Source organism: Bacillus sp. FSL R7-0685 (assembly GCF_038002425.1).
GTDB classification, from domain to species: Bacteria; Bacillota; Bacilli; order Bacillales; family Bacillaceae; genus Bacillus; species Bacillus subtilis.
On the sequence record NZ_JBBOCN010000001.1, the window covers coordinates 3,752,681 to 3,778,485 of the forward strand.

The 25,805-nt window shown below is 46.5% G+C and carries 26 protein-coding genes; 5 read left to right on the forward strand and 21 right to left on the reverse strand.

Features of this window, described 5'->3' with window-relative positions; translation table 11 throughout:
- Window positions 1-83: 83 nt before the first annotated feature.
- The 11 genes from MKY50_RS19510 to spsA are packed head-to-tail and all read right to left on the reverse strand — an operon-like array spanning window position 84 to window position 10,232.
- Window positions 84-539 (reverse strand): dTDP-4-dehydrorhamnose 3,5-epimerase family protein, encoded by a 456-nt coding sequence (locus MKY50_RS19510; RefSeq protein ID WP_014481242.1) that lies wholly within the window; start codon window positions 537-539, stop codon window positions 84-86.
- Window positions 532-1,389 (reverse strand): dTDP-4-dehydrorhamnose reductase, encoded by an 858-nt coding sequence (rfbD, locus tag MKY50_RS19515; protein WP_273796352.1) that lies wholly within the window; start codon window positions 1,387-1,389, stop codon window positions 532-534. Before rfbD ends, MKY50_RS19510 begins: the two co-directional genes overlap by 8 nt.
- A 13-nt stretch (window positions 1,390-1,402) precedes the next feature.
- Window positions 1,403-2,350, reverse strand: a complete 948-nt coding sequence (gene rfbB, locus MKY50_RS19520; protein WP_024572044.1) for a dTDP-glucose 4,6-dehydratase — start codon at window positions 2,348-2,350, stop codon at window positions 1,403-1,405.
- Entirely contained in the window at window positions 2,350-3,090 is a 741-nt protein-coding gene (locus tag MKY50_RS19525; protein ID WP_014478328.1) for a sugar phosphate nucleotidyltransferase, read from the reverse strand. The genes rfbB and MKY50_RS19525 overlap by 1 nt, the downstream gene beginning before the upstream one ends.
- 24 nt (window positions 3,091-3,114) lie before the next feature.
- Entirely contained in the window at window positions 3,115-4,134 is a 1,020-nt protein-coding gene (locus MKY50_RS19530) for a PseG/SpsG family protein (protein WP_339188074.1), read from the reverse strand.
- Window positions 4,135-4,136: 2 nt separating this feature from the next.
- Window positions 4,137-4,859 (reverse strand): glycosyltransferase family protein, encoded by a 723-nt coding sequence (locus MKY50_RS19535; protein WP_087614781.1) that lies wholly within the window; start codon window positions 4,857-4,859, stop codon window positions 4,137-4,139.
- Complete coding sequence (locus MKY50_RS19540) at window positions 4,852-5,973, reverse strand: N-acetylneuraminate synthase family protein (RefSeq protein WP_076457443.1); 1,122 nt, start codon at window positions 5,971-5,973, stop codon at window positions 4,852-4,854. Before MKY50_RS19540 ends, MKY50_RS19535 begins: the two co-directional genes overlap by 8 nt.
- Complete coding sequence (locus MKY50_RS19545; protein ID WP_033883409.1) at window positions 5,973-6,842, reverse strand: GNAT family N-acetyltransferase; 870 nt, start codon at window positions 6,840-6,842, stop codon at window positions 5,973-5,975. The genes MKY50_RS19540 and MKY50_RS19545 overlap by 1 nt, the downstream gene beginning before the upstream one ends.
- Complete coding sequence (locus MKY50_RS19550; RefSeq protein ID WP_339188077.1) at window positions 6,843-8,012, reverse strand: DegT/DnrJ/EryC1/StrS family aminotransferase; 1,170 nt, start codon at window positions 8,010-8,012, stop codon at window positions 6,843-6,845.
- A 20-nt stretch (window positions 8,013-8,032) separates the two neighbouring features.
- A complete protein-coding gene (locus MKY50_RS19555) occupies window positions 8,033-9,457 on the reverse strand; it encodes a CDP-glycerol glycerophosphotransferase family protein (protein ID WP_339188080.1) in 1,425 nt (474 codons plus the stop codon).
- A 4-nt stretch (window positions 9,458-9,461) separates the two neighbouring features.
- Window positions 9,462-10,232 carry a spore coat dTDP-glycosyltransferase SpsA gene (spsA, locus tag MKY50_RS19560; protein ID WP_101169660.1) on the reverse strand — a complete coding sequence of 257 codons (771 nt, stop codon included), beginning with the start codon at window positions 10,230-10,232 and terminating at the stop codon, window positions 9,462-9,464.
- A gap of 319 nt (window positions 10,233-10,551) precedes the next feature.
- Between spsA and gerQ the strand changes: the two genes are divergently transcribed.
- Window positions 10,552-11,097 carry a spore coat protein GerQ gene (gene gerQ / locus MKY50_RS19565; RefSeq protein WP_014481253.1) on the forward strand — a complete coding sequence of 182 codons (546 nt, stop codon included), beginning with the start codon at window positions 10,552-10,554 and terminating at the stop codon, window positions 11,095-11,097.
- 43 nt (window positions 11,098-11,140) lie between these two features.
- Here the strand turns inward: gerQ and MKY50_RS19570 are convergent, their stop codons facing one another.
- The 3 genes from MKY50_RS19570 to MKY50_RS19580 form a co-directional block, all read right to left on the reverse strand.
- Window positions 11,141-11,512, reverse strand: a complete 372-nt coding sequence (locus tag MKY50_RS19570; protein WP_003227446.1) for a DUF423 domain-containing protein — start codon at window positions 11,510-11,512, stop codon at window positions 11,141-11,143.
- Window positions 11,513-11,573: 61 nt separating this feature from the next.
- Window positions 11,574-12,896 carry a purine/pyrimidine permease gene (locus tag MKY50_RS19575; protein WP_015384975.1) on the reverse strand — a complete coding sequence of 441 codons (1,323 nt, stop codon included), beginning with the start codon at window positions 12,894-12,896 and terminating at the stop codon, window positions 11,574-11,576.
- A gap of 19 nt (window positions 12,897-12,915) precedes the next feature.
- Window positions 12,916-13,233 (reverse strand): YwdI family protein, encoded by a 318-nt coding sequence (locus MKY50_RS19580; protein WP_003243806.1) that lies wholly within the window; start codon window positions 13,231-13,233, stop codon window positions 12,916-12,918.
- A gap of 167 nt (window positions 13,234-13,400) precedes the next feature.
- Here MKY50_RS19580 and MKY50_RS19585 point away from each other — a divergent pair, with 167 nt between their 5' ends.
- Complete coding sequence (locus MKY50_RS19585) at window positions 13,401-14,771, forward strand: aldehyde dehydrogenase (protein ID WP_167408527.1); 1,371 nt, start codon at window positions 13,401-13,403, stop codon at window positions 14,769-14,771.
- 24 nt (window positions 14,772-14,795) lie between these two features.
- Here MKY50_RS19585 and MKY50_RS19590 read toward each other — a convergent pair whose 3' ends face one another.
- Together MKY50_RS19590 and MKY50_RS19595 are read right to left on the reverse strand one after the other, a co-directional pair.
- Window positions 14,796-15,473, reverse strand: a complete 678-nt coding sequence (locus tag MKY50_RS19590; RefSeq protein WP_014478341.1) for a uracil-DNA glycosylase — start codon at window positions 15,471-15,473, stop codon at window positions 14,796-14,798.
- A gap of 13 nt (window positions 15,474-15,486) precedes the next feature.
- Entirely contained in the window at window positions 15,487-16,293 is an 807-nt protein-coding gene (locus tag MKY50_RS19595) for a glycosyltransferase family 2 protein (RefSeq protein ID WP_029318667.1), read from the reverse strand.
- A 191-nt stretch (window positions 16,294-16,484) separates the two neighbouring features.
- Between MKY50_RS19595 and MKY50_RS19600 the strand changes: the two genes are divergently transcribed.
- Complete coding sequence (locus tag MKY50_RS19600; RefSeq protein ID WP_014665830.1) at window positions 16,485-17,300, forward strand: bifunctional hydroxymethylpyrimidine kinase/phosphomethylpyrimidine kinase; 816 nt, start codon at window positions 16,485-16,487, stop codon at window positions 17,298-17,300.
- Between the two features lie 90 nt (window positions 17,301-17,390).
- Here MKY50_RS19600 and MKY50_RS19605 read toward each other — a convergent pair whose 3' ends face one another.
- The 3 genes from MKY50_RS19605 to scrA all read right to left on the reverse strand — a co-directional run bounded on the left by MKY50_RS19605 (window position 17,391) and on the right by scrA (window position 20,554).
- Complete coding sequence (locus tag MKY50_RS19605) at window positions 17,391-17,639, reverse strand: hypothetical protein (RefSeq protein ID WP_003243437.1); 249 nt, start codon at window positions 17,637-17,639, stop codon at window positions 17,391-17,393.
- A gap of 93 nt (window positions 17,640-17,732) precedes the next feature.
- On the reverse strand, window positions 17,733-19,172 hold the full coding sequence (gene sacA / locus MKY50_RS19610; protein ID WP_341117138.1) for a sucrose-6-phosphate hydrolase: 1,440 nt from the start codon (window positions 19,170-19,172) through the stop codon (window positions 17,733-17,735).
- Window positions 19,169-20,554, reverse strand: coding sequence for a PTS system sucrose transporter subunit IIBC (gene scrA / locus MKY50_RS19615; RefSeq protein WP_341117139.1), 1,386 nt, complete (start codon window positions 20,552-20,554; stop codon window positions 19,169-19,171). The genes sacA and scrA overlap by 4 nt, the downstream gene beginning before the upstream one ends.
- 301 nt (window positions 20,555-20,855) lie before the next feature.
- Between scrA and MKY50_RS19620 the strand changes: the two genes are divergently transcribed.
- Window positions 20,856-21,626, forward strand: coding sequence for a formate/nitrite transporter family protein (locus MKY50_RS19620; protein WP_015250948.1), 771 nt, complete (start codon window positions 20,856-20,858; stop codon window positions 21,624-21,626).
- Between the two features lie 38 nt (window positions 21,627-21,664).
- Here MKY50_RS19620 and sacT read toward each other — a convergent pair whose 3' ends face one another.
- Together sacT and MKY50_RS19630 are read right to left on the reverse strand one after the other, a co-directional pair.
- Window positions 21,665-22,495 carry a sac operon transcriptional antiterminator SacT gene (sacT, locus tag MKY50_RS19625; protein WP_341117141.1) on the reverse strand — a complete coding sequence of 277 codons (831 nt, stop codon included), beginning with the start codon at window positions 22,493-22,495 and terminating at the stop codon, window positions 21,665-21,667.
- A 39-nt stretch (window positions 22,496-22,534) separates the two neighbouring features.
- Entirely contained in the window at window positions 22,535-22,837 is a 303-nt protein-coding gene (locus MKY50_RS19630; protein ID WP_003222155.1) for a hypothetical protein, read from the reverse strand.
- Window positions 22,838-23,366: 529 nt separating this feature from the next.
- Here MKY50_RS19630 and vpr point away from each other — a divergent pair.
- Window positions 23,367-25,787 carry a serine protease Vpr gene (gene vpr, locus MKY50_RS19635; RefSeq protein ID WP_341117144.1) on the forward strand — a complete coding sequence of 807 codons (2,421 nt, stop codon included), beginning with the start codon at window positions 23,367-23,369 and terminating at the stop codon, window positions 25,785-25,787.
- The last annotated feature ends 18 nt before the right edge of the window (window positions 25,788-25,805 follow it).

Here is a 25,805-nt window from a genome sequence, read left to right on the forward strand (position 1 = left end):
ATTTTATATCTTTTATCCTATTTTAAAAAAGGGCAAAAAAAGTCGAAGATGCCTCTGCTCTTCGATTGATCACGTTCCTATTTTTATCTGAATTCAGTGTTCCAGTTAAAACCGATCGTCTCATCATTCCACGGAATTCTTTTCTCATCAGGCTGATCTGGGTTATACGACATGGTGGTAAAATAGATAATTGTCAGCGGCGTCTCTCCCAGCACTCTATATCCGTGAGCCACCCCTTTTGGGATTAATAACAGCATCGGATTGTCTTCGCCCATATAATAGACGTCCGTTTCTCCTTTTGTCTTTGAATCCTCTCGAAGATCGTATAGGACAACCTGAGCGTGGCCGGTTGGGAAGAACCAGAGATCATCCTGCTTCTCATGATAATGAAATGCCTTAATCACACCCGGATAGCTTTTCGACCAAGAGGCCTGCCCAAAATGCTCAAGGAGATTCTCATCGTCCCGGACCAGCTCAGCAAAAAAGCCTCTGTCATCGCTATGCTTCATCAATTTTTTCACCTTGACTCCATCAATCACACGCACTGCTCCTTTCCTGCAAATACTCTCGTAACGCTTCCCGCCAGTGGCGGGGGCGGATGCCGGCTTCTTCAATAGCCCGATGGCTCAGCACAGAGTATGCCGGGCGGGGCGTTTTGTTCCCGTATTCCTCTGTCGTTACAGGCAAAATGGCTGTTTCCAGCCCGCTTTCGCTTTCTTCCATAATTGCCGTCGCAAACTCATACCAGCTGCATATGCCTGAATTGCTGACATGATAGATGCCCGGCGGATGGCTGAACAGCTTGATGACCGCTTCTGCTAAATCCTTCGTATAAGTCGGCGAACCAATTTGATCGCTGACAACCCGAAGCTCTTGTTTCGTTTCAGCAAGCTTCAGCATGGTTTCAACGAAATTACTGCCGCCATGTCCGTACACCCACGATGTTCTGATGATCGTGCTGTCTTTTGTCGTTAATCGTATCAGTTCTTCTCCGAGCCTTTTGCTTTTGCCATAAATGGTTTTCGGATCGAGGGGATCGTCTTCCCTATATGGCTGGGTTCCTTTCCCATTGAATACATAGTCCGTGCTGATATGAACATATTGAGCTCCGATGCGGGTTGACTCAAGCGCTGTATAATAAGCGCCGATTCCGTTAATCAAGTACGCTTTATCAAGCTCTTTCTCGCATTGATCAACCGACGTAAACGCGGCGCTATTGACCACGATATCCGGCTGATAATGGCCAAACGAATGCCGTACTGAGCGCTGGTCAGCAATGTTCATCATCTTCTTTGTTAACGCAATGACCTCATATCCGGCTTGCTTCAGCTGGCGGCATAGTTCCAAGCCAAGCTGTCCTCCCGCCCCAGTTACCAATACCTTTGTCAATCAGATCACCTTCTCATCGGTCATTGTCTGTATACCACTGAATCGTACGCGCAATGCCTTCTTCAAACGTCACTTCCTGCCGCCAGCCCAGTTCATTTTTCAGCTTTGATGCATTGATCGCATAGCGCCGGTCATGCCCTTTTCGGTCTTCCACGTGGGCGAACAATTCCTCACAGCCCAGATGTTTCAAAATGACACTCGCCAGCTCTTTATTCGTGCGTTCATTTCCGCCGCCGATGTTATACACCTCGCCGTCGGTCCCTTTTTCTAAAATCAGCTTGATCGCGCGGCAATGATCCTCCGCAAACAGCCAGTCTCGGATCTGGAGTCCATCGCCATACAGCGGAACAGGCAGGCCCTGCTTCGCATGACGGATAATCGTCGGAATCATTTTTTCGCTGTGCTGATAAGGTCCGTAATTGTTGCTGCATCGTGTAATGATGGCCGGAAGCTTGTGGGTTTTCACATAAGACAACACGAGCAAATCTGAGCTTGCTTTGCTGGCTGAGTATGGGTTATTAGGAGAAAGCGGCGTCGTTTCTGTAAACGCGGGATCATCCGCTTTTAAATCCCCGTACACCTCATCTGTTGAAATATGAATCAGCTTCTTGGCTTTTCCTTTCAAGACCGCTTCCGCCAATCGGTATGTCCCCATGACATTTGTGGTGATAAACGGCTCCGCTTGGGAAATGCTTCTGTCCACATGCGATTCTGCTGCGAAGTGAATGACGCCGTCGTAGGTCTCGTCAAACGCCCGGTCGATATCCTCCTGAACGCTGATGTCCCCTTTTACAAAGCGAAAACGGCTGTTTTGCTGTAATTTTTCCATTTCCTCCGGGTGGCTGGCGTACGTCAGTTTATCTAAAACGGTAATGCGCGCATCCGTTTCCCTCAGCATGAGCTTTGTAAACGTGAGCCCGATGAAGCCGGCCCCGCCTGTAATTAAATATGATTTTGCCATCACTTTTCGTCCTGTCCTTTCCGTAGAGCCTGGTGTACAAGCTGGGAAGCGAGATAAAGCGATTCGTGAGTTCCGGCATCTACCCACCAGCCTGATAACACATCATACGTAAGCTGGCTGTTTTCGATGTATAGATTATTCACATCGGTGATTTCCAGCTCGCCGCGCTTTGATGGTGATATTTGTTCAATATATGAAAACACCTCTGCATCATACATATAAATGCCGGTAACACAAAGGTTGGTCGGTGGCTGTTCGGGCTTTTCGATGATGGAACGAATCCGCTTGTTTTTCTCATCAATCTCAGCAATCCCGAAACGTTCCGGGTCATCAACTTCTTTCAGAAGCACTTTTGCTCCTTTCCCCTGCTGTTCAAAGCGTTCTGTATAAGGCTTTAATGAATCTTCAAATATATTATCACCTAATAATAAAATGAAAGACTCTTTTTTCGTAAAGCGCTTTGCATAAGACAGCCCATCCGAAATGCCCGATGCTGCCGGCTGTACTTGATAAGTGATAGTAACGCCAAGCTCTTCCCCGTTCCCAAGCAGTTTGTAAAATTGCGGCATATGCTCCTTTTGGCTGATGAGTAAAATGTCTTTTATTCCGGCTTCCTCCAGCTTCATAATCGACCAGTATATCATCGGATACGGGCCTACAGGAAGCAAATGCTTGTTGACGGCTTTCGTTAAGGGCATAAGGCGTGAGCCGTTTCCTCCGGCTAAAATAACACCTTTCACATTAACACTTCCTTACATGCATTTTTATATCTCTTGTTCATATAAATCTTGAAGAATAGCTGTTACCCGCATAATGCCTTTGCCATCCACGAGCGGCCTTCCTCCCTTGTGCAAAGAAAGGCGAAGAGGATAGCTGCTCATAATGCGCGACATCTGATAGATGAGTGTTTCATCCGGTACAAGCTCACCTAAGCCAAGATCAAGAGCGGCGCCTTGGTCAGCAATTGTTTTGGCTGTAGCCGTTTGATGCTCAACCTGAGAAAGAACAAGGCACGGCACGCCGATGCAAATGGCTTCATATAGAGAGATGCCGCCGGCGACAATGGCTGCGTCCGCTTGTTTCATCAAACCTGCCATATCATTTGTCTGTTCGATCATCTTGTACTGCGGCTTCTTTTCGATCCGCTTTCGGACTGCCTCTTGATGCGGTGAAGCGCTCCCCATCACAAACATTATGTTTTTGTCTTTTATGTCGGGGACTTGATCAGCGGCAGCCAGCACTTTAAAAATAAGCTGCTTCGGATCACTTCCTCCTAATGCAACAAGGATATTGCGACAGTCTTTCTTAAGTGTGTAATCCTCTCTTGCGGCCTGAAAGGCGGGGTGAAGAATAAGATAGTCCGGACCTTCATAGATGCGTGTGTTTCCCTGAACGTACACCCTGCTTCTGATGTCACCGTAAATTCCGTTAATGACTGCGTCACTATATTGAATTGATTTACCGTTTTTCTCTTCAAAAAGAACAATTTTCGCATCTGTCTCCGTCTTTATTTTCTTTAACAGCTCTGCAGGCGCGCCTAGAATATCAAACAAAAGCAAATCAAGCTTCTTGCTTTTTATTTCCCGGAGAATAAATTCGTGCTGCTGCAGCTCCGGCTTTACGATGACACGCCAATGCTCTTCATGAAGAAACGCTTCAGACTCCTGATTCGTATAAAACGTAATCAAGCATCGCTGTTTGAGCCCCTCCGCAAGTCTCTTCATCCGGACAACATGGCCCATTCCCTTTTCATAGCCGCCGTCTGCGAAGATCCCAACATGCATGGCTAGTCAGCCTCTCGTTCGATTGCCGCATCGGGGTTCCGGTTCAGAAGGGTGATAAGCTCTGAGGCGGATACATCGGGGCGCTCGCCTGCTTTTTGATAGAGAGCCTTTATCGATTCATAGTCTTCCTTTGTATCAATGGTCAGCCGATATTGAGGGGCGCGAAATCGTTCCGGCGCCTCTAAAAACTGAACACGATAAAGAGCTGGATGATTCCTTATATATAACGTGACATGCTCCTGATATTGATCCTCCATATTCTGAATACGGCTGATGTCAATTAACAGGTTGGCGTTGACCACTTCGCCGCAAATCCCTAATGGGGCATTCAGGATATACGTATAATCTGATCCTTGATCAAAATGCGCCTTAATCATTACATCGAGCAGCTCCGGATCGACAAACGGATTATCACCCGTTAACCGGATAATGACTGACGGTTTAACAGCTTCTATGACCTTCACAAACCTATCGAGGACACGTTCTTCGCTCCCGCGGAAAACACGAAAGCCTTGTTTGATACAGTGCGCCTCTAATATATCGTCAGTTTCTTTGTCAGACGTGGCGATGACAAGATTATCCCGATCCTTTTGGTAAAACGCGCTTTGCCGGACACGGTGAACGAGAATATCAAGTAAACGATTCGATCCGAGCGGCCGAAGCACTTTTCCCGGAAGCCTTGTTGAACCCATTCTTGCTTGAATGATAAAGAGAATATCATTCATGAAACGGGCTGTCCTTCAGTAAAATGTCATCCCAGACAATGCCTGTGTCGGCTGGAATGTCTCTTACAGCCCGAACACCGCTGGTCAGCAGTTCAAAAAATCTCGGGTGCAGCCCCTGCGGCTTTTGTCCGGGCCGAAGCACTGCGATATTGTCTTCACTAAAGGCTTCACCTTTTTGAATCGGAGCTGTTGTAAAAATGCCTCTGTATGCAAAATTTCTGATTTCTCCTTCGATGGAGGTTGTTGTTTTGTATGAACTGCCAAGCAGTTTTTCAGAGACCGGCTTTGTGATCCCCTGTTTCAGCTCAGCTTCCGTTTTCCTGATGCCATCGACCATTTCTTTCAATTCATCCGGATTTAATGCAAACGAGTGATCGGCACCCGGCAAATTTTTATCGATCGTAAAATGCTTTTCTATCAGTTTTGCTCCGAGCCGAACCGCGGCACACGGCGCTTCTGTCGGATGCTCGCTATGATCGGAGAAGCCGATTACCGCCTCAGGAAAAGCGGCGGCAAGCATCGGAATGACGCTGAGGTTGCTGTACTCCGGCGGTGCAGGGTATTTCGCCACACAATGCATTATGGCAATTTGATTGTTTCCCTCTGCCCTGATGGTGCGCCAAGCTTCGTGAACATCAGAGATTTCAGCTCCGGCTGTCGAGAAAATCATCGGCCTGTTCAGCCGGGCGACATATTTGAGCAGCGGGAGATGGTTAATTTCATAGGATGCGATTTTAAAAGCGCTCGGCGAGGTAGACTGAAGCAGATCAGCTGACCCCTCGTCACATACAGTACTTAAAAAGATCACCTGCTTTTCGCGGCAGTAATCCAATAGCGGTGAAATCCACTCAGCGGGCATTTCCATAGATTGAACCAAAGAAAAAATAGAGACGTCCTTGCCCGCTGCCGTCTTGTACAAACCAGGATCTTTCTGGTACATCCTATCAGCTTGGAACATTTGAAATTTCACGGCATCCGCTCCCGCTTCCGCCGCGGCGTCTATCAGCGCAAAAGCCTGATCAAGCTTCCCGTCATGATTAATCCCCGCCTCAGCAATAATAAAAACAGGAGCGTCTTTGCCTACAGTTTTATTCGCGATCTGAAACGCTGCCATTATTTCGCCTCCTTGCCCGGCCAAATATGATAATAGTAATACGATTGTTCAGCGGTAAAGCCCATTCGTTCATAAAGGCGGATCGCCCTTACATTGTGAAGCTGCGTCCCCGCTGTTACCGTTCTATGCTTCTGGGTCTCCGGTTGTTCTATGAGATTCGCCAATAAATGAAATGCAATACGTTTTCCTTCAAATCCCGGCTTTACAGCCATCAAATCGAGAATGCATTCATCATCTCTTGATAAGCCCTGAAGATAGCCGATGACCTCGCCATTGTGTTTAGCGACAATATTGACCGCCGCCCTTCCATTCAGATTGTTTCGTGTCCACTCCTGAAATATTTTGTTTGCTGCATCGCGGCTGAGATGAGGATCCTGAAAATATCTGCTTTTTGTAAACGAGTCTCGGGCCAGCTCACATATCGCTTCTGTGTCTCCGGGCTCAGGCGGGCCCAGTTCAAAAAATGGCGGTGTTTTGTCATAAAAAGACGGAGGCATCGCCAGCTTCAGCAAACTCCCGACAAAGTAAGAGGATGGCTGCTGCTGTATCACATGCGCGGCTCCGATATCTTCAGCCGGAACGCGGACAAAGATAAAATCCGTTTCATCCATTTGGCGTACAGCATAAAAAGCTTCAAACAGCCTCTTTAGCTGCCCGGTACTATTTGCCGCAAGAAGTTTGACGTTCATGACTTTCTTCTGAAGCACCTTGCTTTCCCACAAAGAATCTTCGTAAAGCAATACGCCTTGGAGCCTGCTGTTTTCAAAAAGGCCGAGGGAAAATTGATACGGAACATCCAGAGTAAGCTGTCGGCTTTGGAGAAATTCCTCAATCAACTCTTTGGAGACATTTTCTTTTACCGTATACATTTAATCAGCCCCTTTTACGATATCCCGCACAGCTTCAATGACATCATCTACATCGTCGTCAGACATTGATGGGTAGAGCGGGAGAGAAAGGGTTCGTTTATAGTAATTCATGGCATTCGGAAAGTCCGCTTCCTTATATCCAAATTGCTTTTGATAATATGGATGAATGTGTACTGGAATAAAATGAACGCTAGTGCCGATATTGTATTCATCCTTTAAAGCCGTAATCATTTCGCTGCGCGTAACCCCGGCCTTTTTGTCATCAACTTGCAGAACATATAGATGCCAGGCGTGCCTGCCGTCATCATGGACAAACGGCGTGATCAGCCCAGGAAGCTGCTGAAAAGCGGTTTGATAGCGGCCGGCAATCTCTTCTCTCCGTTTCTGCATATCATCCAGCCGTTTCAGCTGATGAAGTCCGAGGGCCGCCTGCAAATCAAACATATTCATCTTATAGCCGGGCGATTCGACTTCATAGTACCAGCTGCCATTTGAAGAATAACGGTTCCATGCGGCTTTACTCATGCCGTGAAGGCTTAGCACCCGGATCTTATCGGCAAGCTCCTCATCATCAGTCGTCAGCATGCCGCCTTCCCCTGTCGCGAGGTTTTTGGTGGCGTAAAAGCTGAATGCCGTTGCATCCCCGATAGAACCGATCATTCTTTGCTTATAAGTCGTATATACCGCATGTGCCGCATCCTCCAGCACGAATAAACCATGATTTTGGGCAATAGCCAATATTGCATCCATATCGCAGGACTGCCCGCCAAAGTGGACGGGCACAACTGCTTTCGTTCGCGGTGTGACGGCCGCCTCAAGCTTTACCGGGTCAATATTGAGCGTGTTTTCGTCAATATCCGCAAACACAGGCGTCGCTCCCGTATGAATAATCGTATTGGCGGTCGAGCTGAACGTAAGCGGAGAGGTAATGACCTCGTCCCCGGGCCCGATCCCTTTTGCTTTCAAAGCCAAAAATAAAGCTGCGGTACATGAATTCACCGCCACGGCGTGCTTCGCCCCGACAAACGCGGCAAACTCTTTTTCAAACTGCTGAACCTTCGGGCCTTTAGAGAGCCATCCCGATTCAAGCGTTTCTGTAACCTCCTGAATTTCTTCCTTACCGATTAACGGCAATGAGTAAGGGAGAAAATGATTTCTCTTTTGCACCATTTCTTTGCGCTCCTATCATTTTATTCAGTATCTTCCCGCCTGTAATCAACCCCTGTTTTGGCTTTCAGTTCCGCAAATAAAGCATTTGTTGATTCTGCCACCGGATAATTAGCAGCTATGAATGCCAGGCGCGCCTCTTCTGCTTTTTGATGAACGTCGGGCCTTCGAAGAACTTCAACCAAGGTGTGCGCCAGTTCATCCGGCTGGTCAAACATAAAATCGCCAAGAGACTCATAATACGGATACGAGCGATTTCCGGACGATTTTCCGATCAGCACAGGCTTTTGAAACAGCATGGCTTCAAGACCGACTGTCGAGGTTTGCGTCACTGCGGCATCAACATACGGCAGCAAATCATAAAGCTCCAGCTCCTTTTTGATGACTCTGCATGCTTGATGTTTTTTCGCCGCCTCGTGATACAGATCAAGCTTGTTTTTTCCGATTTCCCACGGGTGGGGTTTGATAATGATTTGCAGCTGCTTCTGATCAGAAAGCCCCTGCAGCACACCGGAATAAAAGTCTTCTGAAAAGGGCTGAGTGGCAATGAGCACAATTTTTTTAGTCGGCTGAAAAGCAAGTTTTCGATAGAATATGGACATATCCATAGGCGTTCTGTTAAAAATCTGATCGAAGCGGGGATGTCCCGTTACGAGAATCTGCTCGGGTTTACAGCCTTTTCGTATGAACCACTCTGCTTCATACGCACCAAAAACAGCTTGATAGCTTGTAAAAACAGGAATGAAGGCTTCATCTCCCATCAATGCGCCATGCTGAAGACAAATGCTGACGGCCCCTTTTCTTTGACACATGAGAGCGAGCACCCTGCTGTAAATGTCTTCTGCCGTTCCGACAATAACAGCTGAAATCTTTTCCTGCTCAAACAGCGCATCAACTGTATCAATGGCCTCTATAAATAAAGGAATATCTTTGAAAAGCCGGTCGCGAAACGCTTGATCACCAAATGCCGGGTGATCATCATAAGGGGCGAGAAGCGAACAGGCTGTTTCGAGATACTGCTTCGAATCGCCTTTTTGGCATGAATCCGCAATCTCCCGCTTGCTAATTACAGGCAGATCACAATAATGCGGCAAACTCCATCTGGCCAAAACAGCCGTTTTTTCAGGATCAAATTGATAGTAATTTTCGTTTGAAAAACGCAGGTAATCAAAGTGCAAAATGACTTTCCCTTTAACAGGTTCGTCATTTGTTTTAACGATGTTTTGGATTCTTTCTTCAAAAAACGGCTGAATCTGTCCCTCATCGATATGCTGATCCACCGATCCGAATAATTCCGGTTCTTCTTCCATCATCACCCTCAGTTCAGGGCTGATGTATTGATAAAAATTACTGATAAGCCCAAGCGGAATCCCTTTGTAGCGAAGTTTGTCAAAAAGCTCCACGTACTTCCGGTACAGCACCCAATAATTGCTTAAATAGGCCGACAAGCTCTCACCCCATTCCAAGCTTTTTTAATGATTCACGCAGTTCTCGGCAATTTCGCTGCGGAGGAAGGTTCCTGACAAATTCATTTTTTTCTGATTCAAACAGCTGAAAGTGAATCGATTGGTCGGTAATATAATTCAGGTCCAGCTCCTCATCCAGTGGGTAAAACGGATAAAAATGATTGACTCTCCAAAAGAACCGGGCATCTCCTATACGGTAAAACGCCGGGCTTTCATCCCAATAGGAGCCAAACTTCTCCTTTACCTTCTCAAGCACCGAATACCTGTGCATCACCGAGCAATGATCAATTGCGCACGGCGCGTTCCATGTCACTTGAGCGGCAGGCCTGACAGTTTCTTTTACAATGTCGCGATTCTCGTTTAAATGATAGGTTTTGGAGGCTGAGTAAATCACAGCCTTTTCAGAATGGGTATCGAGCTCCCGCACCATTTTCAGGAGGCGGTCCGGCATATAGATGTTGTCATCCGTCGCATAGGTGATATATTCACCCTCCGCCATCTCAATCGCCTGATTGATCAGTGCCGCGTATCTCGTTTTTTCTGTTCTTTCCTTCACTCCAGATACATCGCTTTGATAAAAACGCACTCGGTTATCATTCAAAAAAGGACGGATTACATTCAGCGTCTCTTCATTGGAGTTGTCATCCATAATAAACAATTCAAAATCTGAAAACGTTTGTGAGAGTATGCTAGAAATGGACTTTGCCACATAATCGCTTTTGTTATAGCTCGTCATAATGACTGATACTTTAGGCAAATCCTACACCTCCTTCTTGGAACTTCACACCTGAAACTATCGTTATCTTATGTTGCTTATGCTCAAGTTGCGCTAGGGATACAAACCAATATGCGAAAAGTTTGTGTATGTCTCTGAAAAACAGCGGCTGCCCAGAGCGAAATCTGATCGGTCCGCTGTTCTTTTTCAGCATAATCCAAGCATCAGCCTCATAAGGTGAAAGAGATAAAAATCGCACCAGCGACTAAGATCGTTTTCCATCGGAGGTGAGTCATCGCGGAGCGTTCACCTATACATCCAGAACATGTTTTGAATGGTTTTCATAAAAAGGAGGAACGATATGAAACCGAAAAAAAATCAATATCAGCAAATGCAGGCATTTGATAATATGCAGGGGTATCAGCCTCAGTTTGGCGCCAACCCGTACCCGCAGCAAGGCCAAGGCTCACAAATGCAGCCAATGGGGATGCAGCCAATGATGCCAATGCAGCAGGGACAGCAAGGACAACAAGGACAGCAGGGATTTGGATTCCCGGGCCAGCAGCAGGGCGGCGGTTTTCAAATTCCATCGGGGCCTACACCGTCAGGACCGGGCCAAAGCGTTCCCGGCATGCTGCCTGTTGAGGAATCTTACATCGAGAATATTTTGCGCCTGAATCGGGGAAAAACGGCCACCATTTATATGACATTTGAAAACAGCAAGGAATGGGGCTCGAAGATTTTTCGCGGCGTCATCGAAGCTGCGGGCCGGGATCACATTATTATCAGCGACCCGAAATCAGGAACACGCTACCTGCTCCTGACAATCTACCTCGATTACATTACATTTGATGAAGAAATTGCTTATACGTATCCATATTCCATGGCGTCCTATTCGCCAAGATAAGAAAAAAGCCAATCACTCATATGATGAGGATTGGCTTTTTTGTTTATAGATATTTGACGGCTGCGACCACGATCATAATCCAAGAAATAATAAACGCCACACCGCCGAGCGGGGTGATCGCTCCAAGAATGGAGATTTGCGTCACACTTAGAATATATAAGCTTCCCGAAAACAGCACAATTCCCGCAAACATCAGCCAGCCGGCTGTCGTGACACTGCCTATGCCGGATAATTTATCAGCCAGAAACGCGACAACGAAAAGCCCAAGGGCGTGATACATATGATACTGCACGCCTGTGTGCCAAACCTGAAGATATTTATCAGGTATTTTCCCTTCTAATCCGTGAGCGCCGAATGCTCCGAGTCCCACAGCAAGCAGGGCGTTAATGGCCCCTAATATGATAAAAACTTTCATCTATCTCTCCCGCCTTTTCGTTAAACTCATATCATTTATCTTATCGCACCTGCACCAAAATTCAATGTTTGTTCTCCGTTGACACGAGATTGTCGGATTTTCTCCTGCGCCAAAGCTGGAACTGGTCAGCAGCTATTGCAGCAAGCGTCCCTAATACGAGCCCGTTGCTTAATAGAGAAATAAATACCGGATGCAATCCCTTTAACGCAGTTTCGGGAACAAACATAATACCGACCCCTGTCAGCAGCGAGATGCCGATGATAGATCTCACCCTTTTTGATTCTTCTTTCTCATATGAATCAAATTCGGCAAAGGCCAGACCGCCCATTGCGGAGAACACAACAAAATTCACCGCAAATCCAACGGGTGACGGCAGGCTCGCAAACGTATTCATAAAAAACGGGATTACGCTGATCACGATAACCAGAATACTGCCGAGCATAAACGGTTTTTTAGAAGGCATTTTGGTCGTTTCAATAAAACCCGCGGCTCCCGAAATCGGAACAGGCGCAATAGCTCCCGTCAAACCGCTAAGCAGATGGCTGAATGAAGCGGCAAAACCGGCATGGCGTTCATGATGCTTTCCATCAGGCTGTTTGCTGAATTTTTTCACGGCGATGTCCACGACCTTCATGCTCGCCAGCATATTCACGATCAGCAAGATGGTAATAAAAATAGAAGTGATGATCAGGCCGCTGTTAAATAACGGTGTCCCAAAAGGAAACAGGGAAGGCAGCTGAAACAGCCGGTCCGGCATTTCAATCGGCTTTGCCGCTCCGGCAGCCGCAAACAGCACCCACCCGCCGAACAAGGCTAATAAAATAGAATATTGCTTAAAAAACATGATGTTCGAATTTGTCATTATAAAGGCGGCGGCGATCACAACAAGCGCCAGGCCAAATACAAGACCGTCCACCCCGTCCTGTCGATAACCGATTCCGAGAATTCCTTTTATAATGGGCTGACTCAGCTGCATGACAAGAAGCAATAAATAGACGCCCGTTACAACCGGAGTAAACAATTTTGCAAGTCTGTCAATGACCTTGAAAACACTTAACAAAAAGAAACATACAGCGCTTACAAGAAGAGCTCCCTGCAAACCCCGCAGTGTGTCTCCATATGTCGCAAACACAGTTCCCGTCAGCCCTGCGTAGATCGTATACACTCCCCACCACAAGCCGGCTGGGCTTTCATTAATCGGCAGTCTGTGGCCTTTCAAACACTGAATGACGGCGGCAATTCCCAGTACAAAAAAAGTGCTTTGAATCAATCTTGCAGAATCTGAGTGATCCAGATGAAACGACTGGGCAACCGCCACCGGAACAACTATCGCCGCAGCAATGATAAACGCTGTCCATTGCAGCGCGCCAAGAACCAATTTCACGTAAGCTCAACCTCTCTCTTTAAAAATCAAATAAAGACTCTCCGTTTCCATCCTCTTCCTGCTTCTCTTTTTCTTGCTTTCGATATTTGTTTAATCCCGCGCTCCCCATCATTTTTTCCATCATCAGCTGGTCTGTCGATGGCGGCGCGGCAGGACTTGGCGTAACGCTCGGCTGTATGCGGGGCGCGCTCGCGTTCTCCGGCTGATCAAGCACGACATCACACAGAGAACGGACAACCGCTACATAACGCTTCAGCTCCTCATCCCGTTCAGCTGTTTTTGCTTTTTTCAGCTCCTCTTCCATCTTTTGAATTAATGCAGATATATGAATGTTCATGAAGCACCCTCCAAAAAAATAAATGTTGTCTTCCTGCATTTTATCAAATTCCTGCTGTAAACGCAGATATGAGTTTGTTATTTTTTCTGACAAACCTTGCGCGATTGACAAGCAGAAGAGATTTTTCACATAATAAATCACCATACCTTACAAAAAGGAGAAACGGAATGAACAACATCCCCTCTATCATCAGCAAGCATAAAGCCTATTTTGCGGCGGGACATACGAGACCGCTTGAATCGAGACTGAACATTTTGCGGAAGCTGAAACAAGCCGTCAGAACTCATGAAGCCGATCTCATAGCCGCTCTCTACCAGGATCTCCATAAATCCGAGCAAGAAGCATACTCAACAGAAATCGGAATCGTCTTGGAGGAAATCAGCTTTGTCATGAAACGGCTGAGAAAATGGTCCAAGCCGAAACGAGTCAAAACGCCGCTGACTCATCTAGGCTCCAAAAGCATCATCATTCCTGAGCCGTATGGAACCGTTTTGGTGATTGCGCCTTGGAACTATCCCTTGCAGCTGGCACTTTCTCCGTTGATTGGAGCCATTGCGGCGGGGAACACGGTCGTTCTCAAGCCATCGGAATATACGCCGGCTGTTTCTGCTATTCTTTCCAAACTCATCAGCAGCGTTTTTCCGACCGATTATGTCGCTATGGCAGAAGGCGGGCCCGACGTCAGCACAGCATTATTACAGCAGCCCTTTGACTACATTTTCTTTACCGGCAGTGTAGCCGTGGGAAAAGTCGTCATGGAGGCCGCCGCCAAACAATTAATTCCCGTAACCTTGGAGCTCGGCGGCAAAAGTCCCTGCATCGTCCATAAAGATGCTGACATTCAGCTTGCCGCCAAACGCATCGTCTTCGGGAAATTTACAAATGCGGGACAAACCTGCATCGCACCGGATTATTTATTTGTCCACGAGGACATCAAAACGAAGCTGGCAGAAGAAATGAAGCGTGCGATCAGAGAATTTTACGGCCCTCAGCCGGAACGGAATCCACAGTACGGCAAAATCGTCAGTGAGCGCCACTATCAGCGGCTGCTCAGCTTTCTGAATGATGGCATCCCGCTCACAGGCGGACAATCTGATCCCAATCATCACAAAATTGCGCCGACCATTCTCGAACAAGTGAGGGATGACTCTCCAGTGATGCAGGAGGAGATTTTCGGGCCGATTCTTCCGCTCTTTACATACCGGAATATCGGGGAAGTCATTGAAAAAGTCCAATCGCGCCCTAAGCCGCTCGCCCTGTATCTCTTCACCACAAACAAAGAAATTGAGCGCGCTGTTTTAGGAAACCTGTCGTTTGGCGGGGGCTGTGTCAATGATACGTTAATGCATGTTGCGACGCCGTATTTGCCATTCGGCGGCGTCGGGGAAAGCGGCATCGGCAGCTATCACGGGTTTGACAGTTTTAACACATTCACGCACAAAAAAAGCGTCGTCAAACAAACGAACCGCTTCGACTTCGCATTTCGTTATCCTTCCTCCAAAAACGGGCTGCGAATGATTCGAAAAATACTCAAATAAAAAAGCGCAGATCACCTGCGCTTTTTACAAATCCTTAATACACCAATCAATCGGCGCCTCTCCCATTTTCTCCAAATAGGCATTCGCCCGGGAAAACGGTCTGCTCCCGAAAAATCCGTTTCTCGCAGAAAACGGGCTGGGATGCGTCGATTCAATGATAAAATGCTTGGACGTGTCGATCCGTTCTTTTTTCATTTGGGCATGCCGTCCCCACAAAATAAAAATAACCGGCCGCTCCCTTTCATTCAGCACGTCGATAATCCGGTCTGTCAGTCGCTCCCAGCCTTTCCCCTTATGGGAATTCGCCTGTCCGCGCCTTACTGTCAGCACAGTATTCAGCAAAAGAACGCCTTGCTTTGCCCAGCTCACTAGCGATCCGTGATTTGGGATGCTGCACCCGATGTCCTGCTGCAGCTCAAGAAAGATATTTTTTAACGAAGGCGGCTGCTTTACACCGGGCTTGACAGAGAAGCTTAAACCTTGAGCCTGTCCCGGCCCGTGATACGGATCTTGACCCAAAATGACGACCTTGACATCATCATATGATGTATAATGCAGCGCGTTGAAAATATCCCGGCTGTCCGGATAAATCGTTTGCTCCGCGTATTCCCTCTTCAGCATCTCTCTGAGCTCTTGATAATACGGTTTCTCAAACTCTTCCTTTAGCTGATTCCACCAGCTGTCTTGTAAAAGCTGTTTCAAGATTCAGGCCTCCTTACGAACGATGAAGTCTGGAATAGACAGGCTCGCCATCCCAAACCATTTCACTTTTTGCTTCCCGCCTCTTCATCTCAGGCTCTTCAAGCAGGACGGCAAAGTTTTTCGTCGGCAGCTCCCCGAGTCCGTGCTTTTCACTTAAACGATCCAAATATTGCTTCCGCTTGGCGCCAAGGTCCGCAGACTGATTGTCTCCCACGTCACTGAAGGCATAAATCACACTGGCGCAAGGGACACGCTTCACCCGGTAATCCTTGGCTGCGCGCAGATAAAAATCCCAATCCCAGTAATTGTGCACATCAGCATCGAAATACCCGATTTCATCATGCAGAAAACGTCTGTACATGCTGCCCGACGGCACGTATGTAGAAAACACTCTCATATCCTCATAGTCAGCGGTATAAGCAAACAATTTCCGTGACACTGGATACCTTGTTCCGTTTTTCTCTTCAAACGAAACTATTTCCGCATCAGAATGAACGAAGTCTGCCGTTTCTATTTCCTTTGCCATTTTCTCGATATGCCCTGGCGTAAAGAAATCATCGTCATCACACAGCATAATGCAATCGCCAGACGCCTCTTTTACACCGGCATTTCTCGCAGCCACATGCCCCGAGTTCTTTTCTAAATTGATGACAGCAATCGGCAGCTCCGGATACAGTGCTTTGACTGGCACGACCGATTCCCCGGCATCATTCACAATAATAATTTCATACGGCTTCAAGGTCTGGCGGGAAATCGACTCCAGAAGCTCACACAAAGCCGGAATCCGATTATAGGTCACAATTACGATAGAAATCTTCATGATGCTCTCCTTCTCATTTTCATAGTCATGTACTATTAAAACATATATTGGACGGGAGATCAGTGGGAATATCCTACTGAAACAGGATAAGGTGCTAATGAAAATACTAGATGAATTGCTAAGCCTTCTATATTGTGATACAGAGAAAATCTAACTATAATGAAAGACAAAACATGATGGAGGTTCAAGACATGTCTATGCATAAAGCACTCACCATTGCCGGCTCAGATTCCAGCGGCGGTGCTGGGATTCAAGCTGATTTAAAAACATTTCAAGAAAAAAACGTATACGGGATGACCGCCTTAACGGTGATCGTTGCGATGGACCCAAACAACAGCTGGGACCATCAGGTATTCCCGATCGATACTGATACAATCCGCGCCCAGCTTGCAACAATTACGGACGGCATCGGCGTGGACGCCATGAAAACAGGAATGCTGCCAACCGTTGACATTATCGAGCTTGCGGCAAAAACGATCAAAGAAAAACAATTAAAAAATGTGGTAATTGACCCGGTTATGGTTTGCAAAGGTGCTAATGAAGTCCTTTATCCGGAGCACGCCCAAGCCCTGCGTGAGCAATTGGCTCCGCTAGCCACTGTCATTACGCCCAACTTGTTTGAAGCCAGCCAGCTCAGCGGCATGGATGAACTAAAAACAGTTGACGATATGATCGAAGCCGCGAAAAAAATTCACGCACTCGGCGCTCAATATGTCGTCATTACAGGCGGAGGCAAACTCAAACATGAGAAAGCCGTTGATGTTCTCTATGACGGAGAAACAGCAGAAGTCCTTGAAAGCGAAATGATCGATACGCCTTATACACATGGCGCAGGCTGTACATTCTCAGCAGCCGTGACAGCGGAGCTCGCCAAAGGTGCGGAAGTCAAAGAAGCCATTTACGCAGCGAAAGAATTCATCACAGCGGCTATTAAAGAATCCTTCCCGCTAAACCAGTATGTTGGTCCTACGAAGCATTCTGCACTGCGCCTGAATCAACAATCATAAACAAAAGGGGCTGCCTTACAGAGAGGCAGCCCTTTTTAAATCACCGAAGACTTTTCACAGAAAAAACTGCCGATCCCATCGGCAGCCTGTTTATTTGATTTTTAAATTGTTTGCAGATTTCCTCAAAAATGTTTCTATCGACTGAACAAAAAGTGCATATTCCTTCATTTGTTCATATGCCCGCGTGAGAATTTCCGCCGTTTCACTGTGCGGCGTTGTTCCGCCAAGCATTTTTTTCAGCTGAAGCAGCACATCCTTATATTCTTCTCGCTTATCTTCAACTTGGTTAGCAGCCTTTTCCAAACATTCCGGTGTTATCTTCTGTTCATGTATATTCAAGAAAACAACTCCTTTTACAGAAAAAAATAGTAGGTTATCGTTGAAGAATAGCACAGATGGCTCAGATTTCACATAAGAAAATAGAAGGATTTTCTACATAAGTGTCCAAATTCCGACATTCATTTCAGATTTCCCGGTCGAACTGGCTGTTACTTCATGATTTCCCGGGAAAGGAAAATATCTCGCACTAAAGACCTCTTCTCCGTTATTGATAAAGATTTCCACAGATGACGCGTCGAGAAACATGTGTACGGTATGCAAATCCTTGATGTGGCAATGTCTCGCTTCTGTTCTTTTTCCGTCAAAGCTCTTTCGTTCCAGCGTAACAATCCCCTCGTCTTTATGGAAGGAAAACGTAGCCGTTCCGCGGATACTGATTGAAAAGCCAGACTCCGTATGAATGTCTTCCAGCAGAATCTCAGCTCTTTCAGGGTTTTCCACTGGAAGCGTACCAGATGATCCATGCATATTGATGTGTATTTTTTTCTCATTTCTGCGCATGGCTTTTAGCTCAGGCAGCGGCTGCTGAATCAGCTTCTCGCCTGATATTGTCAGCTGTCTCGGCAGCGTCATGCAGTGAATCCAGTGATAGTCAATCGTCGGATGAGATCCATCATCCTGGTCAGGCACAGCCATCCATGCAAACAAAATTCGTCTGCCCTGATTATCTTCAAGTGTTTGCGGCGCGTAAAAATCAAAACCTTGATCAAGTTCCCTAAAATCACCATGCTTCAGTTCAGGCTTGTTATAATCGAGACACCCGACAAAATAACCTGACTGGTATACGTTCTGATAAAGGAAACCGTCAGCCTCAAGCCCTTGAGGCGAAACAATCAGCACGTCCGATCCTTGAAGGGAAAACAAATCAGGGCATTCCCACATGTATCCAAAATCGTCCAGCCCGTTGAAGCCCGCGCCGGTTATCGGGCCAAGAAATCTCCACTCACTCAGGTTATCAGAAGCAAACAATACAGCCTGCCCTTTCAAATTCTCTGTTTGCGCACCAATCACCATATACCATGTGCCTTCATGCTCCCATACCTTCGGATCGCGAAAATGCGCCGTATATCCTTCCGGAAGGCGGGCGACAACACCCTTTTTCTCAAAGGACAGCCCGTCGTCAGAAACAGCAAGGCATTGATACGTTTCCCGATTTCCATCCTGATCCCTGACATTTCCTGTGTAAAACAGATAGAGCCGATCGTCTTTCGTGACAGCGCTGCCCGAGTAGCAGCCGTTTTTATCAAACCAATCACTCGGAGCCAGCGCAATCTCTTCCCGCTTCCAATTCACAACATCCTGTGTCGTATAATGCCCCCAAAATTTTGCGCCGTGCCCCGTCTGAAACGGCTGCCACTGAAAGAATACATGATAGCTGCCCTTCCAATAAATCACGCCATTCGGGTCATTCAGCAGCCCAACCGGCGGCATGATGTGAAAATGCTGGCGGTGCGGATCGCTGTTAGCGATGGGCTCTTTTTTCTCCACTTCTTCATAAGCCCGGCGACGAAGCTCCTGGTCATGTGCTGTCATTTTTTCCTCTCCTCATCCTCATTAATCTTCATGACAAATGCTGCAATGAACGCTGACACTGCCGCAATCGCCATGCCAATCAGATAGTTGATCAAGTTGCCCATGCCAAACGGCGCAGCAATGGCGATCATCGGAATTCCCGTTAACCCGTAAGCGTTTGCAGCTACATGTGTAAAGACGACATATGCCCCACCCAATGCGCCTCCAATCATCGCGGCGATAAACGGTTTTCGGTAGCGAAGATTGACTCCGAATATGACGGGCTCAGTAATGCCGAGAAAAGCGGAAAATGCTGCTGGAAGCGCGATTTCTTTTGTCTTTGCCTTTTTCGCCATAAAGAAGACGGCAAGACCTGCCCCGCCCTGTGCGACATTCGCCATTGACCAGATCGGCAGCAAGTAGTTTTTGCCTATATCTGCAATAAGCCCAGCCTCAATCGCATGGAAGCTGTGATGAACACCTGTCAGCACGATGAGTGAATACGTGCCCCCGAAAATCAAACCTGCCACAAAACCGGCATGGTCATATACATAAGTTAAAGCAACCGTAATGCCGGAGCCAAGCGCTCTGCCCAGAGGGCCAATCGCGATAAAAGCAACAAACCCGGTGACAATTACAGTAACAAAAGGTGTAACAAGCAAGTCTACCGCATGCGGAACCACTTTTCTTGTCCATTTCTCTACCTTGCTCATTACATAAACCGCCAGCAGAACAGGGATGACAGTTCCCTGATAGCCTAGAAGCGCGATATCAAATCCGAAAAGATGCATATAATCAGGTGTCGCTTCAGCCAAACCCCATGGATTTAAAAGAGACGGATGAATCATGATTCCCCCGATGACCGCTCCCAAGTATGGATTGCTGCCAAACTCTTTTGAAGCGCTGACCCCGATTAGAATCGGCAAGAAAATGAATGCTGCACTTGAAAACATATCAAGCAGCTGCAAAAGCGCAGAATCCTTGCTCATCCAATGAAACGCATTGATCATACCCAGCAATCCCATTAATAGGCCGCTGGCTACAATAGCCGGGATGATTGGAACAAAAATATTAGAAAGCGTTTTCGCAAATCTCGCAGCGGGATTCAGCTTTTCTTTTGCCGCATCCTGATGATTTACGTGTTCTTCACGCTCGATATCAGCTTCTTTAGCAAAGGCATCGAATACTTTATTCACAAGGCCTGTTCCGAAAATGATCTGGTACTGGCCAGAGCTGCTGAAAGCCCCTTTGACGCCATCAAGCTCTTCTACTTGTGCTTGATCTATCTTTGATTCATCTTTCATCACTAAACGCAGTCTTGTTGCACAATGAGCCGCGCTGATGATATTTTCTTTCCCTCCGAGAAGCTCAATGAGGCGTTTTGCAGTCTCTTTGTAATCCATCTATTTCTCCCCCTTTTATTTAAACAAAAAAGACCTAAAATTCGCCAACGAATAAAGGACACAGCGATCCTTTTTCATTTACGCAAATTTTAGGTCTTGCCTGCTTTACCAGTCACAATCCCGCTTATTCAGATTAAGAATACGCTTTCATCATAAATCATGACAGCGTTTTCGTCAACTATTTTTTTAGTTAAATAGTTTGATAAAACATGTAGACAAAAATTCGTAAAAATTAATTGTGAAATACTTCACAATATCGTGCTATACTATGCTCAATCATGAAAGAAAGCAGGAAAAGACAATGGAAACTCAAGCATTGCAAAAGGTTGAACAGTATGCTTTGAAAAAACAAAACATATTCGCTTCAAGCAAAATCCGTTATGTGCTTCGGTCCATTTTGGCCAGTATGTTTATTGGTTTTGGCATTACAGCCGCAAGCAAAACAGGCAGCTATTTCTTTATGGCTGATTCTCCGTTTGCCTTTCCGGCAGCCGCTGTCACTTTCGGGGCCGCTATTCTGATGATTGCTTACGGAGGCGGAGATTTATTTACCGGCAACACCTTTTATTTCACCTATACCGCGCTCCGAAAAAAACTCAGCTGGCGCAACACCCTGTACTTGTGGATGTCAAGCTATGCCGGCAATTTAATCGGCGCCATTCTGTTTGCCATCCTGATCAGCGCGACGGGACTTTTTGAGGAGCCTTCTGTTCATTCCTTTTTGATTCATTTGGCAGAGCACAAAATGGAGCCGCCGGCTTCCGAATTGTTTTTCAGAGGAATGCTGTGCAATTGGCTTGTGTGCCTCGCCTTTTTCATTCCAATGTCTCTCAAAGGGGAAGGAGCAAAGCTTTTTACCATGATGCTATTCGTTTTCTGCTTCTTTATTTCCGGCTTTGAACACAGCATTGCCAATATGTGCACATTCGCCATCTCGCTTTTGATTGAGCACCCTGATACAGTGACACTGATGGGAGCAGTCAGAAACTTAATTCCCGTTACGCTCGGCAATCTGACCGCGGGAATAGTCATGATGGGCTGGATGTACTACACATTGAATCCTGATCAATAAAAAAACTTCCAGAGATCACTCCCTGCAAGTCAAAGCGTTTATTCCGAGAGATCTTGAAGACGCTGGACATGCAGCGTGATATAGCCGGCCTCGGTTTCCGGCAAATGTAATTGATATTCATTTTTCAAAAACTCCGCCAGCTCCAGCGCACATTGATAGGCAAATGAATACTTTTTTTGGATGAAATAAAGCATCTCCTCGTCCATACGATGGAGCGCTTCATTTGATTCCAACCGGCTGACCGCGTATCGCAAATGCGTGACAAGGCGTTGATAGGAAATGCTGTTTTCATCCACCTTTCGATTAAAGTATTGTTCTATTTTCTCTATCATTTCTTTGATCATGGTCGTATGCTTCAGCGCCGAATACATGCTCTCCGCATCCATCTTCGCCGTATGGATGTGAAGGGCAATATAACCCGCTTCATCTTCAGGCAGAGACATGCCTAATGTCTCTTTTACATGTCCGATCGCCCACAGGCCGATCTCGTATTCTTTTTTATAGAGCGCTTTTATCTCATGCAGCAATTTATTCTGCACAAGCAGCCCATTTTGAACCCTTTCGATCGCAAAGGATAAATGGTCAGAAAGCGCGATATGAATGTGGTCGCTCAGCGGCGCCGCGAGCTCCCCTTCCGCATAGCTGATGATATCCTCAGCTATCTCTATATGCTCCTCCGGCAGTGTTTGCAGGATTTGTTTGAATTTTTCATTCTCGTCGCGCACGACAAAGATTTTTTCCACTTTATTCATAGGGATGAGATCATTTTTCTTTTTTTGAAAAGCGATTCCAGGTCCCATCACGATTTTTTCCTGATCATCCTCTTTTATTAAAGCCGCATTGTTGTTTAATACTTTATAGATTTTCAAGAGGTTATCTCTCCCGCCAATTTGCTTTTGACTGGGATTTTACCTCCTTTTGACCGCCATGTAAAGATGCGGGCCCGCTCTCTCCTGCTTTGGCGATTCCTTGAAGGCTTGCAAACACCTTCTTTTATAAAGCGCGGCGGCTTTCGCTTTCTGTTTTTCTTCCTCATTCACAGCCATCCGCCATTCATAAAACGAAACAAGTCCCGCGGCTTGCACCGCCGCCTTTCTTTGGTATGTACGCTGAGCCGAGTAAACCGCGGCAGCCGCAGTTTTTCTGTCCGGCGTCACCCAGTTCATCAAAAAGACCATCCACACCCGTAAAGATACAAGCAAACGTTTCATAGAAAAACATCCCTCCGCTTCTTTTTGGCAGGCAGCCTTTTTAGCAGCCCGTTTTCTCAGCCGCAGCCCGCAAGAAAAGACGGCCGATTTCTTTTCTCGCAAACTAGCGGCTCTAGCAAAACTCATGACTCTATGATAGACCGTGGAAAGAGAATTCTTTGTCACAATATGAGTGAAAAAACCAACTAGTTTTTAGAAGTTTTGTTGAAAGCTGAAAGAATTGAAATGAAAATTGGAGAACCGCTTTGAAAACTTTATACACAAGTTATCCCAAAGATAAGAACAACTTAATCACAAGAGATATCCACATGTCCACAAACTCTATCTATATTTTGTATACGAACGTATATTCCTAACTATATATATACACAGGTTTATTCACTTATACACAGGGTTCTGTGTATAACTCCTTCGTTATACACAAACAAAATCCAATAAATGGTCCAAATGACACAAGGATTTTTTTGAATTTTCAAGAAATATATACTAGATCTTTCACATTTTTTCTAAATACAAAGGGGGAAACACATTGAAAAAGGGGATCATTCGCTTTCTGCTTGTAAGTTTCGTCTTATTTTTTGCGTTATCCACAGGCATTACGAGCGTTCAGGCAGCTCCGGCTTCTTCAAAAACGTCGGCTGATCTGGAAAAAGCCGAGGTATTCGGTGATATCGATATGACGACAAGCAAAAAAACAACCGTTATAGTGGAATTAAAAGAAAAATCCTTGGCAGAAGCGAAGGAAGCGGGAGAAAGCCAATCGAAAAGCAAGCTGAAAACCGCTCGCACCAAAGCAAAAAACAAAGCAATCAAAGCAGTGAAAAACGGAAAAGTAAACCGGGAATATGAGCAGGTATTCTCAGGCTTCTCTATGAAGCTTCCAGCTAATGAGATTCCAAAACTTCTAGCGGTAAAAGACGTTAAGGCAGTGTACCCGAACGTCACATATAAAACAGACAATATGAAGGATAAAGACGTCACAATCTCCGAAGACGCCGTATCTCCGCAAATGGATGACAGTGCGCCTTATATCGGAGCAAACGATGCATGGGATTTAGGCTACACAGGAAAAGGCATCAAGGTGGCGATTATTGACACTGGGGTTGAATACAATCACCCAGATCTGAAGAAAAACTTTGGACAATATAAAGGATACGATTTTGTGGACAATGATTACGATCCAAAAGAAACACCAACCGGCGATCCGAGGGGCGAGGCAACTGACCATGGCACACACGTAGCCGGAACTGTGGCTGCAAACGGAACGATTAAAGGCGTAGCGCCTGATGCCACACTTCTTGCTTATCGTGTGTTAGGGCCTGGCGGAAGCGGCACAACGGAAAACGTCATCGCGGGCGTGGAACGTGCAGTGCAGGACGGGGCAGATGTGATGAACCTGTCTCTCGGAAACTCTTTAAACAACCCGGACTGGGCGACAAGCACAGCGCTTGACTGGGCCATGTCAGAAGGCGTTGTCGCTGTTACCTCAAACGGCAACAGCGGACCGAACGGCTGGACAGTCGGATCGCCGGGCACATCAAGAGAAGCGATTTCTGTCGGTGCGACTCAGCTGCCGCTCAATGAATACGCCGTCACTTTCGGCTCCTACTCTTCAGCAAAAGTGATGGGCTACAACAAAGAGGACGACGTCAAAGCGCTCAATAACAAAGAAGTTGAGCTTGTCGAAGCGGGAATCGGCGAAGAAAAGGATTTTGAAGGGAAAGACCTGACAGGCAAAGTCGCCGTTGTCAAACGAGGCAGCATTGCATTTGTGGATAAAGCGGATAACGCTAAAAAAGCCGGTGCAGTCGGCATGGTTGTGTATAACAACCTCTCTGGAGAAATTGAAGCCAATGTGCCAGGCATGTCTGTCCCAACGATTAAGCTTTCATTAGAAGACGGCGAAAAACTCGTCAGCGCCCTGAAAGCTGGTGAGACAAAAACAACATTCAAGTTGACGGTCTCAAAAGCGCTCGGTGAACAAGTCGCTGATTTCTCATCACGCGGCCCTGTTATGGATACGTGGATGATTAAGCCTGATATTTCCGCGCCAGGGGTCAATATCGTGAGCACGATCCCAACACACGATCCTGGCCATCCATACGGCTACGGATCAAAACAAGGAACAAGCATGGCATCGCCTCATATTGCCGGAGCGGTTGCCGTTATTAAACAAGCCAAACCAAAGTGGAGCGTTGAACAGATTAAAGCCGCCATCATGAATACCGCTGTCACTTTAAAGGATAGCGATGGGGAAGTATATCCACATAACGCTCAAGGCGCAGGCAGCGCAAGAATCATGAACGCAATCAAAGCCGATTCGCTCGTCTCACCTGGAAGCTATTCATACGGCACGTTCTTGAAGGAAAACGGAAACGAAACGAAAAAAGAAACGTTTACGATTGAAAATCAATCTTCCATTAGAAAATCATACACACTGGAATACTCATTTAATGACAGCGGCATCTCCACATCCGGCACAAGCCGTGTTGTGATTCCGGCACATCAAACCGGAAAAGCCACTGCAAAAGTAAAGGTCAATACGAAGAAAACAAAAGCTGGCACCTATGAAGGAACGGTTATCGTCAGAGAAGGCGGAAAAACGGTCGCTAAGGTACCTACATTGCTGATTGTGAAAGAGCCCGATTATCCGAGAGTCACATCTGTCTCTGTCAGCGAAGGGTCTGTACAAGGTACCTATCAAATTGAAACCTACCTTCCTGCGGGAGCGGAAGAGCTGGCGTTCCTCGTCTATGACAGCAACCTTGATTTCGCAGGCCAAGCCGGCATTTATAAAAACCAAGATAAAGGTTACCAGTACTTTGACTGGGACGGCACGATTAATGGCGGAACCAAACTTCCGGCCGGAGAGTATTACTTGCTCGCATATGCCGCGAACAAAGGCAAGTCAAGCCAGGTTTTGACCGAAGAACCTTTCACTGTTGAATAAGAAAAAGCCCTGCCGAAT

Coding starts and splice junctions, on each gene's coding strand:
- rfbB (WP_024572044.1), bottom strand. CDS start 2,350: ATGGCAAAATCATATTTAATTACAGGCGGGGCCGGCTTCATCGGGCTC.
- MKY50_RS19530 (WP_339188074.1), bottom strand. CDS start 4,134: ATGCATGTTGGGATCTTCGCAGACGGCGGCTATGAAAAGGGAATGGGC.
- MKY50_RS19535 (WP_087614781.1), bottom strand. CDS start 4,859: ATGAATGATATTCTCTTTATCATTCAAGCAAGAATGGGTTCAACAAGG.
- MKY50_RS19540 (WP_076457443.1), bottom strand. CDS start 5,973: ATGGCAGCGTTTCAGATCGCGAATAAAACTGTAGGCAAAGACGCTCCT.
- MKY50_RS19545 (WP_033883409.1), bottom strand. CDS start 6,842: ATGTATACGGTAAAAGAAAATGTCTCCAAAGAGTTGATTGAGGAATTT.
- MKY50_RS19550 (WP_339188077.1), bottom strand. CDS start 8,012: ATGGTGCAAAAGAGAAATCATTTTCTCCCTTACTCATTGCCGTTAATC.
- gerQ (WP_014481253.1), top strand. CDS start 10,552: ATGAAACCGAAAAAAAATCAATATCAGCAAATGCAGGCATTTGATAAT.
- MKY50_RS19570 (WP_003227446.1), bottom strand. CDS start 11,512: ATGAAAGTTTTTATCATATTAGGGGCCATTAACGCCCTGCTTGCTGTG.
- MKY50_RS19580 (WP_003243806.1), bottom strand. CDS start 13,233: ATGAACATTCATATATCTGCATTAATTCAAAAGATGGAAGAGGAGCTG.
- MKY50_RS19585 (WP_167408527.1), top strand. CDS start 13,401: ATGAACAACATCCCCTCTATCATCAGCAAGCATAAAGCCTATTTTGCG.
- MKY50_RS19595 (WP_029318667.1), bottom strand. CDS start 16,293: ATGAAGATTTCTATCGTAATTGTGACCTATAATCGGATTCCGGCTTTG.
- MKY50_RS19600 (WP_014665830.1), top strand. CDS start 16,485: ATGTCTATGCATAAAGCACTCACCATTGCCGGCTCAGATTCCAGCGGC.
- sacA (WP_341117138.1), bottom strand. CDS start 19,172: ATGACAGCACATGACCAGGAGCTTCGTCGCCGGGCTTATGAAGAAGTG.
- scrA (WP_341117139.1), bottom strand. CDS start 20,554: ATGGATTACAAAGAGACTGCAAAACGCCTCATTGAGCTTCTCGGAGGG.
- MKY50_RS19620 (WP_015250948.1), top strand. CDS start 20,856: ATGGAAACTCAAGCATTGCAAAAGGTTGAACAGTATGCTTTGAAAAAA.
- MKY50_RS19630 (WP_003222155.1), bottom strand. CDS start 22,837: ATGAAACGTTTGCTTGTATCTTTACGGGTGTGGATGGTCTTTTTGATG.